Below are 15,320 nucleotides of genomic sequence, written 5' to 3' on the forward strand. Positions count from 1 at the left end.
TGGGCGCAGGCGGGCGAGCCGGTGCGCGATGCGGTCGCGCGCTTCCGGCGGCACGGTGGCGACGAGCTTGAACGGCACGCGCGGTTCGATGCGCTCCACGCGCGGTTCTTCGCGGCTACCGGTGCGACCGGCTGGCAGGGCTGGCCCGCCGCCTATCACGACCCGGCGGGTGCGGCGGTGGCGCGCTTTGCCGGCGAGGCGAGCGACGAGGTCGCGTTCCACGCCTTCTGCCAGTGGCTCGTCGGCGAGAGCCTGGAGGCCGCGCAGCGCGCCGCGCGCGCGGCGGGCATGGCCATCGGGCTGATCGCGGACCTCGCCGTCGGGATGGATTCGGGCGGCAGCCATGCGTGGAGCCGGCGGGACGAGCTTCTCGGCGGCCTGTCGATCGGCGCGCCGCCGGATCGGCTCGGTCCCGACGGACAGGACTGGGGGATCACCGGCTTCTCGCCGACCGCGCTGCGGCGCACCGGTTTCGACGCGTTCATCGCCACGCTGCGCGCCGCGATCGATCGAGCCGGGGGCATCCGCATCGACCACGCGCTAGGGCTCAGCCGGTTGTGGGTCATCCCGGCGGGCGCGCGGTCGGGCGACGGCGTCTACCTGACGATGCCAATGGCGGACCTGATGCGCGTCATCGCGATCGAATCGACGCGCGCCCGCGCGATCGTGATCGGCGAGGACCTGGGCACCGTGCCGCCGGGCGTGCGCGAGGCGATGGGCGAGCGGGCGATGCTGGGGATGCGGGTCCTGCCGTTCGAGCGCGACGGCGACGGGCGCTTCGTTCCTCCCGCCGGCTATGGGCTGGAAACGGTGGCGATGACCGGCACGCACGACCTGCCGACGATCGCCGGCTGGTGGCGGGCGCGCGACATCGACTGGACATGGGACCTCGGCCGCACCAGCAGGGCGCCCGACGAGGCCGCCGACAGGGCCGCGCGGGATGACGACAAGGCCGCGTTCTGGACCGCCGCGGTGGATGCGCGCGTCGCCGGGGGCACGGAACCCTCCCCCGACGAGGCCGATCGCGCGGTGGACGCCGCCGTCGCCTTCGTGGGAAGCACGGCGTCGGTGCTGGCGATCGTGCCGATGGAGGACATCGCCGGCGTCGTCGAACAGCCCAACGTCCCCGGCACGATCGACGAGCATCCCAACTGGCGCCGCCGCATGCCAGCCGCCACCGCGCAGGTGCTCGCGCGGCCGGGGGTCGTCGCGCGCATCGCCGGTCTGGCCGCCGGGCGCCGGGCGTGACGGTTCCGCGCGCCACCTATCGGCTGCAACTGCGGCCCGGCTTCACCTTCGCCGATGCCGAGGCGCTGGTCCCCTATCTCGACGATCTGGGGATCAGCCACGTCTATGCCTCCCCGATCGCGACCGCCACGAGCGGTTCCGCGCACGGCTATGACGTCGTCGATCCGACGCGGATCGGCCCCGAACTGGGCGGCGAGGCGGGCTTCCGGTCCCTGGTCGCGGCGCTGCGCGCGCGGGGCATGGGGATGGTCGTCGATATCGTCCCCAACCACATGGGCATCGCCGGCGGCGAGAACCCGTGGTGGGAGGACGTGCTGGCGCGGGGGCAGGCGAGCAGGTGGGCGCCCGTCTTCGACATCGACTGGCGCCGGCCGGTCCTGCTGCCGGTACTGCGGGACCCGCCGGCGGCGGCGATCGCCGGCGGCGATCTGACGCTCGTCCGCGACGCCGGCCGATGGTCGATCGCGCTGGGCGACCGGCGCTTTCCCGTCCGCGACGAGGATCAGGCGGATGCCGGGCGGATCGGGCTGTCCGAACTGCTCGATCGCCAGCACTACCGTCTCGCCGTCGCGCGCGTCGCGGACGATGAGCTCAACTGGCGCCGGTTCTTCACCGTCAACGACCTCGTCGGCGTCCGTGTCGAGGACCCGGCGGTGTTCGAGGCGACCCATGCGCTCCACCTGCGGCTGTACGAGGAAGGGCTGGTCGACGGTTTCCGCGTCGACCACGTCGACGGGCTGACCGATCCCGCCGGCTATTGTCGCAAGCTGCGCGCCCGCCTCGATGCGATCCGGCCGGGCGCCTGGCTGGTGGTCGAAAAGATCCTGAAGGCCGGCGAGCCGCTGGCGAGCGACTGGGGCCTCGATGGGACCAGCGGCTACGACTTTATGGAGCAGGTGTCGGAACTCCTGCACGATCCCGCCGGCGAAGCGCCGCTCGGCGAGCTGTGGCACGCGGTCAGCGGCCGGTCCGCCGCCTTCCCGCCCGAGGAGCTGCTCGCCCGGCGGGAGATGCTGTCCTGGTCGTTCGGGGGCCAGCTTGCGGCGTGCGTCGAGGCGTTCTCCGCGCTGGTCGCATCGGGGCCGATAGCGGGCGGCGTCAGCGACGGAATGCTGCGCCGCGCGATCGAGCGGTTGCTGTGGGTGTTCCCGGTCTATCGCACCTATGGCACCGGCGACACCGCGCCCGCGTTCGACGCGCCGGTCCGCGTCCTGGCGCGCGAGCGGGCACTGGCGTTCGCGCCGCCAGGCGAGGCGGGGATGGTCGACCTGATCCTCGCCTGGCTGGCCGGCGGGGGTACGGGCGATCCGGCGAGGGCCGCGGAGGCGGTGCGCCGTTTCCAGCAGCTGTCCACGATGATCGCAGCCAAGGCGGTGGAGGACACCGCCTTCTACCGCCACGGCCGGTTGCTGTCGCGTACGGAGGTCGGCTCCGATCCTGCGCGGTTCGCGTGCGCGGTCGGCGCGTTCCACGCCGCCATGGCGACCCGTGCCGGTCAGTTCCCGCACGCCATGCTCGCGACCGCCACCCATGATCACAAGCACGGCGAGGACATGCGCGCGCGGCTGTCGGTGCTCAGCGGCATTCCCGCGCAATGGGCGGCGGCGATCGCCCGCTGGCGACGGCTGGCCGCCGCCGCGCTCGATCCGCTCGATCCGGGCGATAGATACATGCTGTTGCAGACGCTGTTCGGCGCGTGGCCGGACGGGCTGTCGCCTTCCGACCCGGCGGGGCTCGCCGCCTATGCCGGTCGCGTGATCGAGTGGCAGCGCAAGGCGCTGCGCGAGGCGAAGCTGCGCTCGTCGTGGCCGGCGCCGGACGAGGCGTACGAGGCACGATGCGCCGACGCGGCGAGGACGCTGCTCGACGCCGACCGGTCGCCCGGCTTCCTGACCGACCTCGCCGCCTTCCTGAACGCGACGGCGAGCGCGACACTGGCCGTGACTCTCGTGCAGACCGTATTACGCCTCACCACGCCGGGTGTACCGGACTGTTACCAGGGCACGGAACTCGTGGACTTCTCGCTGGTCGATCCCGACAATCGCCGCCCCGTCGACTACCGGCGGCGGCGCGCGTTGCTGGTGGCGGGCGGCGATGACAAGCTGGACCTGATCGCGCGCCTGCTCGCGTTGCGCCGCGCCGATCCCGCGCTGTTCGCGCAAGGAGGCTATCGGCCGCTGACGGCGACAGGTGCGCGGGCGGGCCATGTGATCGCGTTCGAGCGGCGACTGGCGGGCCGTACCCTGCGTCTCGTCGCCGCGCTACGCTGTGCCGCGCCGCTGCTGGGCCAAGGGACTCCGGTGCCTCCGCGCGCATGGTGGGGCGACACCGCCGTCGGCCGCGGCATGCCGGTCGCGGATCTGCTGGCGGACGCGCCGGTGTGGCTGGACATGTCCACGCCGGGATAGAGCAGTCGTCCGGTCGGGACGTCAGTTCGCGGGCAGCCGCCGTTCCGGCACCAGCGTCGGACCGGTCGCGGGGGCATCCAGCGTCGAGTCGCCTCCCAGTACCTGGTACAGAGTGACGAGGCTGTCGGCTCCGGTCAGCTGCGTCGCGACGAACGTGCGCTGCGTCGTGTAGAGCGTTCGCTGCGCGTCGAGCGTGTTCAGGAACGGATCGATCCCGCCGCGATACCGCGCACCGGCCAGATTTACCACGTCGACGGCGGCGGCGAGGTTGCGTTGCTGCGCCGCGAGTTCGTCCGCGATCGTACCCCGCCGCGCGAGCGCATCGCTCACCTCGCGAAAGGCCGTCTGGATCGTGCGCTCATAGGTCGCCAGCGCCACGTCGCGCTCGGCGCGCGAATAGGCGACGCCGGCGCGCGCGGCGCCTGCCTGGAAGATCGGATAGGTGATCGACGGCGCCGCCGAATAGCTGAACGCACCGGCCGTGAAGAGCGACGACAATGCGGTACTGGCGATCCCCGCAACGGCGGTGAGCGAGATCGTAGGGAAGAGCTGCGCGCGCGCCGCACCGATCTCCGCGTTATAGGCGCGCAGCGTGTATTCCGCCTGCACCACGTCCGGACGGCGCAGCAGTATCGACGAGTCGAGCCCGGCCGGCAGCACGGCCAAGGTCGGCGACGCCTCGTCGAGGTCGTGCGGCAGCAGCGCGGGATCGACAGGCGCGCCGACGAGCAATTGCAGCGCGTTGACGTCCTGCGCCGTCAATGTGGTCTGCTCCGCCAAGTCGGCCTGCGCGGTCGCCAGCACCGTGATCGCCTGCGCTACGTCGGTGCGCGGCGCGATGCCGCCGGTCAGCCGCGCCTGGGTGAGGCGGACCGTCTGGCCGGCGCTGACCACCGTCTGCTGCGCGATCTGGAGCAGGCTGCGGTCGGCGGCATATTGCAGCCAGTCGGTCGCGATGTCCGCCACCAGCGTCAGCCGGGTCGCCCGCGCCGCCGCTTCGGTCGCGAAGTAGCGCGCCTGCGCCGCGCGGGTGAGCGAGCGCACGCGGCCGAACAGGTCGACTTCGAACGCCGTGCTGGCCAGGCCAAGGGTGAACGCGTTGCCCGTGCTGCTGACGCTGGTCAGCGCGCCGGAACCGTTCGACGCACCGTTAGTCCCGGTGGCGATGCCGGTTCCCGTTCCCGTGCCGGTGCCTGTTCCGGTGCCCGTCGTCGTTCCGGAACCGGTGGTTGCTCCGGAGCCGGTCGTCGTGCCGGTGCCGGTGCCCGTACCGCTGCTCGCGATGTTGCCGGTGCCGTTGCCATAGCCCGATCGCGTGTAGCGCGCGGTCGCGTCCAGCTGCGGGTAGAGGTCGGCGCGCTGGATGCGGTATTGTGCCCGCGCGGCGACGATGTTAGCCAGCGACACGCGCAGGTCGCGATTGTTCACCAGCGCCATGCCGATGATCGCCTGCAACCGCCGGTCGCGGAAGACGTCGCGATAGCCGACGCTGGGCAGCGCCGCCTCGCTCTGACGCAGATACGCGTCTCCGACCGGCCACGACGATTGCACCGGAAGTGCTGGCCGCACGTAGGGCGGGGCAAGCGAGCAGCCCGCGAGCCCCGACACGGCAAGAGCCGACAGGGCGAGGGCCGACAGGGCGAGGGCGGACGGGGCGAGCGACCGGGCGGAGCGCATCAGGCGTGATCCGGCGCGGAGAGGAGAGGCGTGTCGGCGGGCGCGGCGAGCAACGGCTGCCGGTTCCCTGGTCCTCCCGCCTGCCCCGGGCGACCATCGCCGCCGCGACCATGGCCGTCGTCACCACCGCTGTGTCCGTCGTCCGCATCCGGCTTGCGACCACGCAGCCTCGCGATCGTCTCGCCCAGCCCGACCCGCACCAGCACGAAGAACAGCGGGATGTAGAAGATCGCCAGGAACGTCGCCGTCAACATCCCGCCGATCACCGCGGTGCCGATCGCGACCCGGCTGTTGGCGCCCGCGCCGGACGCGATGGCAAGCGGGAAGACCCCGAAGATGAACGCGAACGACGTCATCAGGATCGGGCGGAGGCGGATGCGCGCCGCCTCCAACGCCGCGTCCACCGGCTTCTTGCCCTGCCGCTCGGCCTGTTCGGCGAACTCGATCATCAGGATCGCGTTCTTCGCGGCGAGACCCATCGTCGTCAGCAGTCCGATCTGGAGATACACGTCGTTGACGAGGCCGCGCAACGTCACCGCAAGCACCGCGCCGACCAGGCCGAGCGGGATGACGAGCAGCACCGCGAACGGGATCGACCAGCTTTCGTACAGCGCCGCCAGGCACAGGAAGACCACGAGCAGCGACAGGCCGTACAGCACCGGCGCCTGGCCGGACGAGAGGCGTTCCTGGAAGGACAGCCCCGCCCAGGCAATGCCGGTCCCGGGAATCTGCCGTGCCATCTGCTCGATCCGCGCCATCGCCTGGCCCGAACTCTGCCCGGGCGCCGCCGAGCCCTGAAACTCGTAGGACGGCTGCGCATTGAACCGCGACAGGCTGACCGGCGCCTGTCCCCAGCTGGTGCTGGAGAACGACGGGAACGGCGTCATCGCGCCGGTGCTGCCGCGCACGAACCACTGGTTGAGGTCGGTCGGCGACGACCGGTAGGGCGCGTCGCCCTGCACGTACACGCGCTTGACACGCCCGCGGTCGAGGAAGTCGTTGACGTAGCGTCCGCCCCAGGCGGTGGACAGCGTCGTGTTAACGTCCGCCTGCGACAGGCCCAGCACCGCGAGCCGCTGCGGGTCCGCCTGAACCTGCAGCGTCGACACGTCGGGCAGTTCGGTCAGCCGGACGCCGACGAGCGTCGGGTCCGCCGACGCCTTGGCCAGCAGCTGGTCGCGCGCCGCCGCGAACTGCTGGGTGCTCATGTTGCTGGTGTTCTGCAGCTCCATCGTGAAGCCGTTCGACTGGCCAAGGCCCCGGATCGCGGGCGGGATCAGCGCATAGACCTGGGCATCGCGAAGGTTGTGGAACGCGCCCGAGGCGCGGCTGGTGATCGCGTCCGCGCCATTGGCGGTGCCCTTGCGCTTGTCGAAGTCGGACAGCGCGAGGAAGGCCAGGCCCGTGTTCTGGCCACCGGGCGTGCCGCCGGCCCCCCGGCCCACCGCCGAGAACAGCGTCTTGACGTTCTTGCCCTCGTAGTTGGTGAAATACTGCTCGACCGCGTTGCGGACCTGGTCGGTACGGTTCAGCGTGGCGCCGGCGGGAAGCTGGAACTGGACAAGCGCGATGCCCTGATCGTCGGTGGGGAGAAAGCCGGTGGGCAGCCGCAGGAACAGGATCGCCAGCAGCGCCACGACGCCGCCATAGATCAGCAGGAACAGCCAGCGGGTGTCGATCACCTTGTGGACCCAACGCTGGTACCGGTCCGTCGTGGCATCGAAGCCGCGGTTGAACGCGTCGCGTCCGCCGGCCACGACATGGGCGACGCGCGGCAGACGTCGGCCGACCCAGCCGTCCTCGACCGGATCGCCCTTTTCGTCGCGCTTCTTCTGCCGGAGCATCGTCGTGGTGAGCGCGGGCGTCAGGATCAGCGCCACCAGCACCGACAGGATCATCGCGGAGACGATGGTAAGCGAGAACTGGCGGTAGATCACGCCGGTCGAGCCGCCGAAGAACGCCATCGGCAGGAACACCGCCGACAGCACCAGCGCGATCGCGATCAGCGCGACGGTGATCTCGTCCATCGACTTGATCGTGGCGTCGCGCGGGGTGAGGTCCGGCTGCTCGTCCATCAGCCGCTCGACGTTCTCGACCACCACGATCGCATCGTCGACCAGCAGCCCGATCGCGAGGACGAGGCCGAACAGCGTCAGCGTGTTGATCGAGAAGCCCGCGAGATAGAAGATGCCGAACGTCCCGAGCAGCACCACCGGCACCGCGATCGCCGGGATCAGCGTCGCGCGCCAGCTCTGCAGGAACACGAACATGACTAGGACGACGAGGACGATCGCCTCGATCAGCGTCTTCACCACCTCCTCGATCGACAGCTTGATGAAGTCGGTCGAGTCGTTCGCGTAGGCGACCTTGAAGCCGTCGGGAAATCCCTGCGCGACGCTGGCGATCTCAGCCTTAACCAGCTTGGCGGTCGCCAGCGCATCGGCACCGGGCGACAGCAGGACGGCGATGCCCGCGCCCGGATGCCGGTTCACCAGGCTGGTGGTGGAGTAATCCTCCGGCCCCAGCTCGACATGCCCGACGTCCCGGATGCGGACGGTGGCACCGGTCGCCAGCGTCTTGAGCACGATGGCCTGGAACTGCTCGGGCGTCTGCAACCGCGACTGCGCGGTGACGGTCGCGTCCAGATACTGTTTGGGTGGCGCCGGCTGGGCGCCGATCTCGCCCGCCGACACGTCGGTGTTCTGGTTCGTGATCGCGGTGACGACGTCGCCCGGCATCAGCTGGAACGAGTTGAGCTTGTTGGGATCGAGCCAGACCCGCATCGCATATTGCGAACCGAAGACGTTGGTGTTGCCGACGCCCTTGATGCGGCCGAGCGAGTCCTGAAGCGTGGACACCAGATAGTCGGAAACGTCGGCCGACGTGCGCTTGTCGGTCGAGTCGTACACGCCCGCGATCAGCAGGAAGTCCGGATTGGACTTGCGCACGATCAGCCCCTGCGCCTGCACCTGCTGCGGCAGCCGCGACAGCGACTGCTGCACCTGGTTCTGCACCTGGACCTGCGCGATGTCGGGGTCGGTCCCCTTGTTGAAGGTGACGGTGATCGTCACCTGGCCGCGGCTGGACGAGGCGGACTGGAAATACAGCAGCCCGTCGATGCCCGTCAGCGTCTGTTCCACGACCTGCGTGACGGCGTTCTGCAGCGTGGCGGCGTTGGCGCCCGGATAGGTGGCGCTGATCGTCACCTGCGGCGGCGCCACGTCAGGATATTGCGCGATCGGCAGGCCGAGGATGCCGCCGATCCCGGCCATCATCACGACGATGGCCAGCACCCATGCGAAGATCGGGCGGTCGATGAAGATGCGGGAGATCATCGCGTCATCCGCCAGCCTTGCCCGCGCCGCCCCCACTGGCGCCGCCATCCTTGCCGCCGCCCTTCTGGGGCGGCCTTATCTTCTGCGCCGTGTTCGCGGGCACCGGGCGGATCGCCTGTTTGGGCTTCAGCGTGGCGAGGCCCTGGACGATCACCTTGTCGCCGGGCTTCAGGCCCTGGGTGACCACCCAGTCGGGACCCTGCGTCCGGGTGGCGATGACGCTGCGCTCGACCGCATGGTTGTCGGGGCCGACGACGAAGAGCGTCGCATGGCCCAGCGGGTCGCGCGAGATCGCGGGCTGCGGCACAAGGAACGCGTCCTGATCCACCGCCTGGGCGAACGAGGCGCGGACGAACATGCCCGGCAGCAGCACGCCGCGGGCGTTGGGGAAGCGGGCGCGCAACGTGACGGTGCCGGTCGCCTGGTCGACCACGACCTCGGAAAACTCCACGACCCCCGTCTGGCCATAGTCGCTGCCATCCTCCAGCTTCAGCCGCACCACCGCGCGGGTCGGCACGACACCGTTCCTGGCGGCCAGCGAGCGGCGCAACGCCAGCAGGTCGCCCGCCGACTGCTGCATGTCGACGTACATCGGGTCGAGCTGCTGGATCGTCGTCAGCGGATCGGTCTGGCTGGTCGTCACCAGCGCGCCCACGGTGAACTGCGACCGGCCGATGCGCCCGGAGATCGGCGCCGGCACGGTGGTGAAGCTCAGGTTGATCCGCGCGGTGTCCAGCGCGGCGCGGTTCTGGAGCACCGCCGCGCCGTTCTCGCGCGCGGTGGCGAGCGCGTTGGTATAGTCCTGCTTCGACACCGCCTCGATATCGGCGAGCGGCTTGTACCGCTCGGCCTGGGTCCGCGACGCCTCGGCTGTCGCCTGCGCGCTGGCGAGGTTCGCGTTCGCCTGGTTGACGGAGGCGCGATAGAGGCGCGGGTCGATCAGGTACAGCGGCTGGCCGCGCCGGACGATTGATCCCTCGACGAACAGGCGCTTCTGGACCAGTCCCGCCACCTGCGGACGGACCTCGGAGCTCTGGTAGGCGACGGTGCGGCCGGCCAGATCGACGGGAACCGGCACGCTGCTGGTCTGCACCACGACGAATCCGACCTCGGGCGGCCCGGCGGCGGCGCCGGACTTGCCCTTGGCCTTGTCACCACCGCCGCCGCTACACGCCGTCACCGCGACCGCCGTCAGGCATGCGCCGATCGAGAAAAGCGCCTGCTGGCGCCGACTGGATTGCATCACCAAGACCGACTGATCCGCTTCAAATTCGAACATCGTCGCGTGCCGGCCGTACCGGCAATGCCACGGGTGCTCTTTAGCGCCGTATTGTGCGGATGCGAAAGCATTACTGACGGTAAAAGGTTGCGACCATCCGCGCCGGGAGCGACCGGGCCTTTACGCACCTGCGTCCCCGCGCGATAGCGGCCCGCCGGCGTCGGCCGAGCGCAACTTCGAAGGTGACGGGATGCGGGCATGGCTGGCCGGAATGACGACGATGCTGGCGGGATCCGCCTCGCTACTGGTGACGGGGCCGGCGGTGGCCGCTGATACGCCGGCGCGGGCCGCACCTCAGGTGACGCCAGCCGGGACCTCCGCGCCGGCGCGCGCGGACGTTCCCGCGGCGCCGGACGTGCTGACGCTGGCGCGCGTGTTCGCAAGCCCGGAACTGTCGGGGTCGCAGCCCCGCGCCCTGCGCCTCTCTCCCGACGGCGCGCTCCTCACCTCGCTGCGCAACCGCGTGGACGAGAAGGACCGGTACGACCTGTGGGCGATGGACACCCGCACCGGCGTCGCCCGGATGCTGGTCGATTCCAGGCGGGTCGGATCGGGCGCCGAACTCTCCGAGGCCGAGAAGATGCAGCGCGAGCGCACGCGCATCAGCGGCCAGCACGGTATCGTCGCCTATGACTGGGCGCCCGACGGCAGCGCGATCCTGGTGCCGCTCGACGGCGACCTGTACCTTGCCAAGGCGAGCGGCGATATCCGCCGCCTCACCGACGCGCCCGGCGGGCAGCTGAACCCCGCCATCAGCCCGCGCAGCGGCTTCGTCAGCTTCGTGCGCGGCCAGAACCTGTTCGTGCAGCCGCTGACCGGCGCGGGCGAGGCGCGGGCGGTCACGACCGGCGGCGGCGGCACCGTCCACTGGGGCGAGGCGGAGTTCGTCGCGCAGGAGGAGATGCACCGCAACACAGGCTATTGGTGGTCCCCCGACGAGAGCCGGATCGCCGTCGAGCGGTTCGACGAAGCCCCCGTCGGCATCGTCACCCGCGCGGCGATCGGCGCCAACGGCACCCGCGTGTACGATCAGCGATATCCCGCCGCGGGCACGCCCAACGTCGCGGTCGAGCTGTACGTCACTAGGACGGACGGCTCGGGGCAGGTGAAGGTGGACCTGGGTCCCGACCCCGACATCTATCTCGCTCGCGTCGACTGGACGCCGGATGGCAGGACGCTGCTCGTCCAGCGCCAATCGCGCGACCAGAAGCGGCTCGACATGCTGCGCGTCGATCCCGAGACGGGGAGGTCGAGTGTGTGGTTCACCGAGAAGGCGGGCGACCACAGCTGGCTCAACCTGTCCGATGCCTATCACGCGATGCCGGACGGCGACCTGATCTGGAGCTCGGAGCGCGACGGCTACCGCCACTTGTACCGCTTCTCGAAGGGGCACTGGACGCAGTTGACGCATGGCGACTGGGTCGTGACCGACCTGGTCGGCGTCGACGAGAAGGCCGGACGGCTCTACTTCACCGGCACGAAGGACGACGTGCTGGAGAACCAGCTCTACGTCGTCAACATCGCGCACCCGGGCGTGGTGACCCGGCTGACCGAGCGCGGCTGGACCAACGGCGCGACAATGGATTCGGCGGCGACCCGGCTGATCGTCAGCCGCTCGAACCCCGGCCAGCCGCCGCAGCAGTATCTCGCCGACACCGCGGGCAAGCGGCTGGCGTGGATCAACGAGAACGCGCTCGTCCCGGGCCACCCCTATTACCCCTACGCCGCCGCGCACCGGGAGACGAAGTTCGGCACGCTCAAGGCCGACGACGGCACGGTGCTGTATTGGGAGATGATCGCCCCGCCGCTGGAGCCGGGCAGACGCTATCCGGTGTTCTTCCAGCATTACGGCGGCCCCGGCACCGGCCAGCAGGTGACGCGCGGCTGGCAGGGCGCGCTGCCGCAGTATCTGGCCAGCCAGGGCTGGGTGTTCTTCCAGATCGACAACCGCGGTTCGTTCGATCGCGGCAAGGCGTTTGAGGACCAGATCTATCGCGCGATGGGCAGCGTGGAGGTCGCGGACCAGCTGGCCGGCGCGCGATACGTCAAGTCGCTGCCGTTCGTCGATCCGGCGCGGGTGGCGATCTATGGCTGGTCGTACGGCGGCTACATGACGCTGAAGATGCTGGAGGCGAACCCGCACGCCTATGCCGCCGGCGTCTCGGGGGCGCCGGTGACGAAATGGGAACTGTACGACACCCATTACACCGAACGCTACATGGGCAGCCCGAAGAGCGACGCCGCCGCCTATGACAGGTCCGACGCGCTGACGGACGCGGCCGCGATCGCCGACCCGTTGCTGCTGATCCACGGCATGAGCGACGACAATGTCGTGTTCGAGAACTCGACCATGCTCGCGGCGAAGCTCCAGGCGGCGGACCGGCCGTTCGAGATGATGTTCTACCCCGGTTACACGCATGCGGTGCGCGGGCCGGGGATCAGCGAGCATCTCTGGGGGACGATCCTGAACTTCCTCGACCGGGAGGTGAAGAACAAGGCGGATGCGGTCGCGCCGGCCCAGTCCCCGCCGCCGTCCCGGCCCTGAGCCGGGGTCCCGCTTCTTCCCCATCGGTCGCGCGACAAGTCTAGCGGGTCCCCGCGCCAGACTGGGGATGGCCGGAATAGTGTCGTCCGGTCCCGCCGGCCCGTTTGGGAAACCCGGACGCCTGTGCCATTCTTCCCGGACTCGGGAGAATATGGGACATGGCGGGAACGGAACTGGCGCCGGTGGCGGGCAGGGCGCGGATCGAAGTGCTGGATGTTCTTCGTGGACTGGCGATCCTCGGCATCTTCTACATGAACATTCCGTTCATGGCGGTGTCGGTGCCGCGGGTGCTGTTCGATCCGACCCTGGTCGGGTGGACCCCCGCCGACGCGCACGCCTGGACGGCGGTGCAGGTGCTGCTGGAGGGGACGCAGCGGTGCGTGCTGCAATTCCTGTTCGGGGCCGGGCTGATGGTGCTGACCACCCGCATCGCCGATCCCGACGGACCGGTGGCGGTCGCGGACCTGTATTTCCGGCGGACCCTGTGGCTGCTCGCCTTTGGCGTGTTCGACGTGTTCGCGATGCTGTGGCCCGGCGACATCCTCCACGTCTACGCGCTCGCGGCGCTGTTCCTGTTCCCGTTCCGCCGGCTGGGGCCAAGGACGCTGGTCGCGATCGGCAGCCTCCTGGCGCTGTTCCAGCTGGTGACGGGGGGCGTCCATTACGCCGCGCGCGCCGATCTGCTGGACCGGCACCGCGCCGTGGAGGCGACCGTGGCCGCGCATCGGCCGCTGACCGCCGCCGATCGGGCGACCTTGGGCCAGTGGGGCGAGTGGAAGTCGCACAAGGCGATGCCGCCCGCGATCCGAGCCATCGAACGGATCGAGCCCGCGGCGCATCGCGGCGGCTTCGTCCCCTATGCGACGTTCCTCTGGGGCGGGTATCTCGGGTTCATCTACCCCAGTCTGCTCGGCGCCGTCGCCGAGGCGTTCTGCGCGATGTGCATCGGCATCGCGCTGTGGAAGTGGGGCGTGATCCAGGGACGGCGGAGCCGGCGCTTCTACCTCGGTCTGGCGGTCGCCGCCTATGCCGTCGCCGTGCCGCTGCGCTGGATCGCCGCGGAGGATATGGTCGCTCGCGCGCTGATCCCCCGCCTGGGCTGGGCGACCGGGGAGGGCGCGCGGCTGGTCATGGGGCTCGGCCATGTCTGCCTGGTGAACCTCCTGATGCTGACCGGCCCCGGCCGGGCGCTGCTCGCGCCGTTCCGCGCGGCGGGGCGCACCGCCTTCTCGATCTATTTCCTGGAAACCGCCATCGGCGTGTGGTTCCTGTTCGCACCCTGGGGTCCCGGCCTGTGGGGCCGGCTGGGCTGGGCCGGGATGACCGGGGCCGCGACGGCGGTGATCGTCCTCATCGTGCCGGTCGCCAACGTCTGGATGCGCTTCTTCGCCATAGGGCCGCTCGAATGGCTGTGGCGCAGCCTCGCGTACGGCCGCCCTCAGCCGTTCCGCCGCGCGGGTACCGCGGGCGACGCGGTCGGGGGGCTTTCCACGCCGGAGGCCGACGCGGCGATGCCGCTGGCGGCGTGATCGCTGGACAATCTCCCGCCGGACGCTAGGCCCGCGCTCTCACGCGGAGAGAGTCATGGGATACCGGATCGTAGTCGCGGGCGCGACGGGCAATGTCGGGCGCGAGATGCTCAACATCCTGGCCGAGCGCGAGTTTCCCGCCGACGAGATCGCGGTCGTCGCCTCGTCCCGCTCCGTCGGCGAGGTCGTGGACTATGGCGACAGCGACCGCCAGTTCACGGTGAAGAACATCGAGCATTTCGATCCCGCCGGCTGGGACATGGCGCTGTTCGCGATCGGATCGGAGGCGACCAGGGTCTATGCGCCCCGCTTCGCCGCCGCCGGCTGTACGGTGATCGACAATTCCTCGCTCTACCGCATGGACCCCGACGTGCCGCTGATCGTGCCGGAAGTGAACCCGGACGCGATCGACGGCTATCGCCGGCGCAACATCATCGCCAACCCGAACTGTTCCACCGCGCAGATGGTGGTGGCCCTGAAGCCGCTGCACGACGTCGCACGGATCCGCCGGATCGTGGTCGCGACCTACCAGTCCGTCTCCGGCGCGGGCAAGGCGGGCATGGACGAGCTGTTCGAGCAGAGCCGCAACATCTTCGTCGGCGACTCCGCCGAGGCGAAGCTGTTCACCAAGCAGATCGCCTTCAACGTCATCCCGCATATCGACAGCTTCCTCGACGACGGCTCGACGAAGGAAGAGTGGAAGATGGTGGTCGAGACCAAGAAGATCCTGGATCCGAAGATCAAGGTCAGCGCCACCTGCGTCCGCGTGCCCGTCTTCGTCGGCCATTCGGAGGCGATCAACATCGAGTTCGAGGACGAGCTGTCCGCCAACCGCGCCCAGGCGATCCTGCGCGAGGCGCCGGGCGTCGTGCTGGTCGACCGGCGCGAGGACGGCGGCTATGTCACACCGGTCGAGTGCGTCGGCGAATACGCCACCTATGTCAGCCGGGTACGCGAGGATCCGACGGTCGAGAACGGGCTGTCGCTATGGTGCGTCTCCGACAATCTGCGCAAGGGCGCGGCGCTGAACGCGGTCCAGATCGCCGAGCTGCTGGGGCGCAGGCACCTCCGGAAAGGGTGACGGTGCGCGTGTCGCGGCTGCTGCCGGTGCCGACGCTGCTGCCGGCGCTGGTGCTGGCCGGTTGCCAGCCCAATCCGCGCAACGAGATCGCCGCGATCGCCGAGGCCGGGATGGCCGACGTCGCGCGCACCTCGCCCGGCCAGGCCGCATGCGTCGAACGGACGATCGCGCCGTGGCGACCGCCGACGGAGGCGGGACGCTACGACCCGCCCACGCCG

The 15,320-nt window shown here is 70.2% G+C and carries 9 protein-coding genes; 6 read left to right on the top strand and 3 right to left on the bottom strand.

Annotation, left to right across the window (positions count from 1 at the left end; genetic code table 11):
- Both malQ and treY read left to right on the top strand, forming a co-directional pair.
- A partial coding sequence (gene malQ, locus HUV01_RS04640) for a 4-alpha-glucanotransferase (RefSeq protein ID WP_174297141.1) occupies positions 1 to 1,248 on the top strand: 1,248 nt, incomplete at its 5' end.
- On the top strand, positions 1,245 to 3,656 hold the full coding sequence (gene treY / locus HUV01_RS04645; RefSeq protein ID WP_174297142.1) for a malto-oligosyltrehalose synthase: 2,412 nt from the start codon (positions 1,245 to 1,247) through the stop codon (positions 3,654 to 3,656). The genes malQ and treY, both read left to right, overlap by 4 nt.
- Positions 3,657 to 3,677: 21 nt before the next feature.
- Here treY and HUV01_RS04650 read toward each other — a convergent pair whose 3' ends face one another.
- The 3 genes from HUV01_RS04650 to HUV01_RS04660 are packed head-to-tail and all read right to left on the bottom strand — an operon-like array spanning position 3,678 to position 9,911.
- Positions 3,678 to 5,333, bottom strand: coding sequence for an efflux transporter outer membrane subunit (locus tag HUV01_RS04650; protein ID WP_174297143.1), 1,656 nt, complete (start codon positions 5,331 to 5,333; stop codon positions 3,678 to 3,680).
- Complete coding sequence (locus HUV01_RS04655) at positions 5,333 to 8,668, bottom strand: multidrug efflux RND transporter permease subunit (RefSeq protein WP_174297144.1); 3,336 nt, start codon at positions 8,666 to 8,668, stop codon at positions 5,333 to 5,335. Before HUV01_RS04655 ends, HUV01_RS04650 begins: the two co-directional genes overlap by 1 nt.
- Before the next feature lie 4 nt (positions 8,669 to 8,672).
- On the bottom strand, positions 8,673 to 9,911 hold the full coding sequence (locus HUV01_RS04660) for an efflux RND transporter periplasmic adaptor subunit (protein ID WP_254606382.1): 1,239 nt from the start codon (positions 9,909 to 9,911) through the stop codon (positions 8,673 to 8,675).
- 226 nt (positions 9,912 to 10,137) lie between these two features.
- On the opposite strand from HUV01_RS04660, the gene HUV01_RS04665 reads away from it, so the two are divergent.
- From HUV01_RS04665 to HUV01_RS04680, 4 genes are all read left to right on the top strand, one after another.
- Positions 10,138 to 12,492: a S9 family peptidase gene (locus HUV01_RS04665; RefSeq protein WP_254606381.1), complete on the top strand. Its 2,355-nt coding sequence runs from the start codon at positions 10,138 to 10,140 to the stop codon at positions 12,490 to 12,492.
- Between the two features lie 158 nt (positions 12,493 to 12,650).
- The gene (locus HUV01_RS04670; protein ID WP_174297146.1) at positions 12,651 to 14,021 is read left to right on the top strand and encodes a DUF418 domain-containing protein; all 1,371 of its coding nucleotides are present in this window, start codon (positions 12,651 to 12,653) and stop codon (positions 14,019 to 14,021) included.
- Positions 14,022 to 14,076: 55 nt separating this feature from the next.
- The gene (locus HUV01_RS04675; protein ID WP_174297147.1) at positions 14,077 to 15,102 is read left to right on the top strand and encodes an aspartate-semialdehyde dehydrogenase; all 1,026 of its coding nucleotides are present in this window, start codon (positions 14,077 to 14,079) and stop codon (positions 15,100 to 15,102) included.
- 2 nt (positions 15,103 to 15,104) lie between these two features.
- On the top strand, positions 15,105 to 15,320 hold a 216-nt coding region (locus HUV01_RS04680; RefSeq protein ID WP_174297148.1), incomplete at its 3' end, for a hypothetical protein.

Source organism: Sphingomonas bacterium (assembly GCF_903643035.1).
Lineage (GTDB): Bacteria > Pseudomonadota > Alphaproteobacteria > Sphingomonadales > Sphingomonadaceae > Sphingomonas.

Coding starts and splice junctions, on each gene's coding strand:
- HUV01_RS04650 (WP_174297143.1), bottom strand. CDS start 5,333: ATGCGCTCCGCCCGGTCGCTCGCCCCGTCCGCCCTCGCCCTGTCGGCC.
- HUV01_RS04655 (WP_174297144.1), bottom strand. CDS start 8,668: ATGATCTCCCGCATCTTCATCGACCGCCCGATCTTCGCATGGGTGCTG.
- HUV01_RS04660 (WP_254606382.1), bottom strand. CDS start 9,911: ATGCAATCCAGTCGGCGCCAGCAGGCGCTTTTCTCGATCGGCGCATGC.
- HUV01_RS04665 (WP_254606381.1), top strand. CDS start 10,138: ATGCGGGCATGGCTGGCCGGAATGACGACGATGCTGGCGGGATCCGCC.
- HUV01_RS04670 (WP_174297146.1), top strand. CDS start 12,651: ATGGCGGGAACGGAACTGGCGCCGGTGGCGGGCAGGGCGCGGATCGAA.
- HUV01_RS04675 (WP_174297147.1), top strand. CDS start 14,077: ATGGGATACCGGATCGTAGTCGCGGGCGCGACGGGCAATGTCGGGCGC.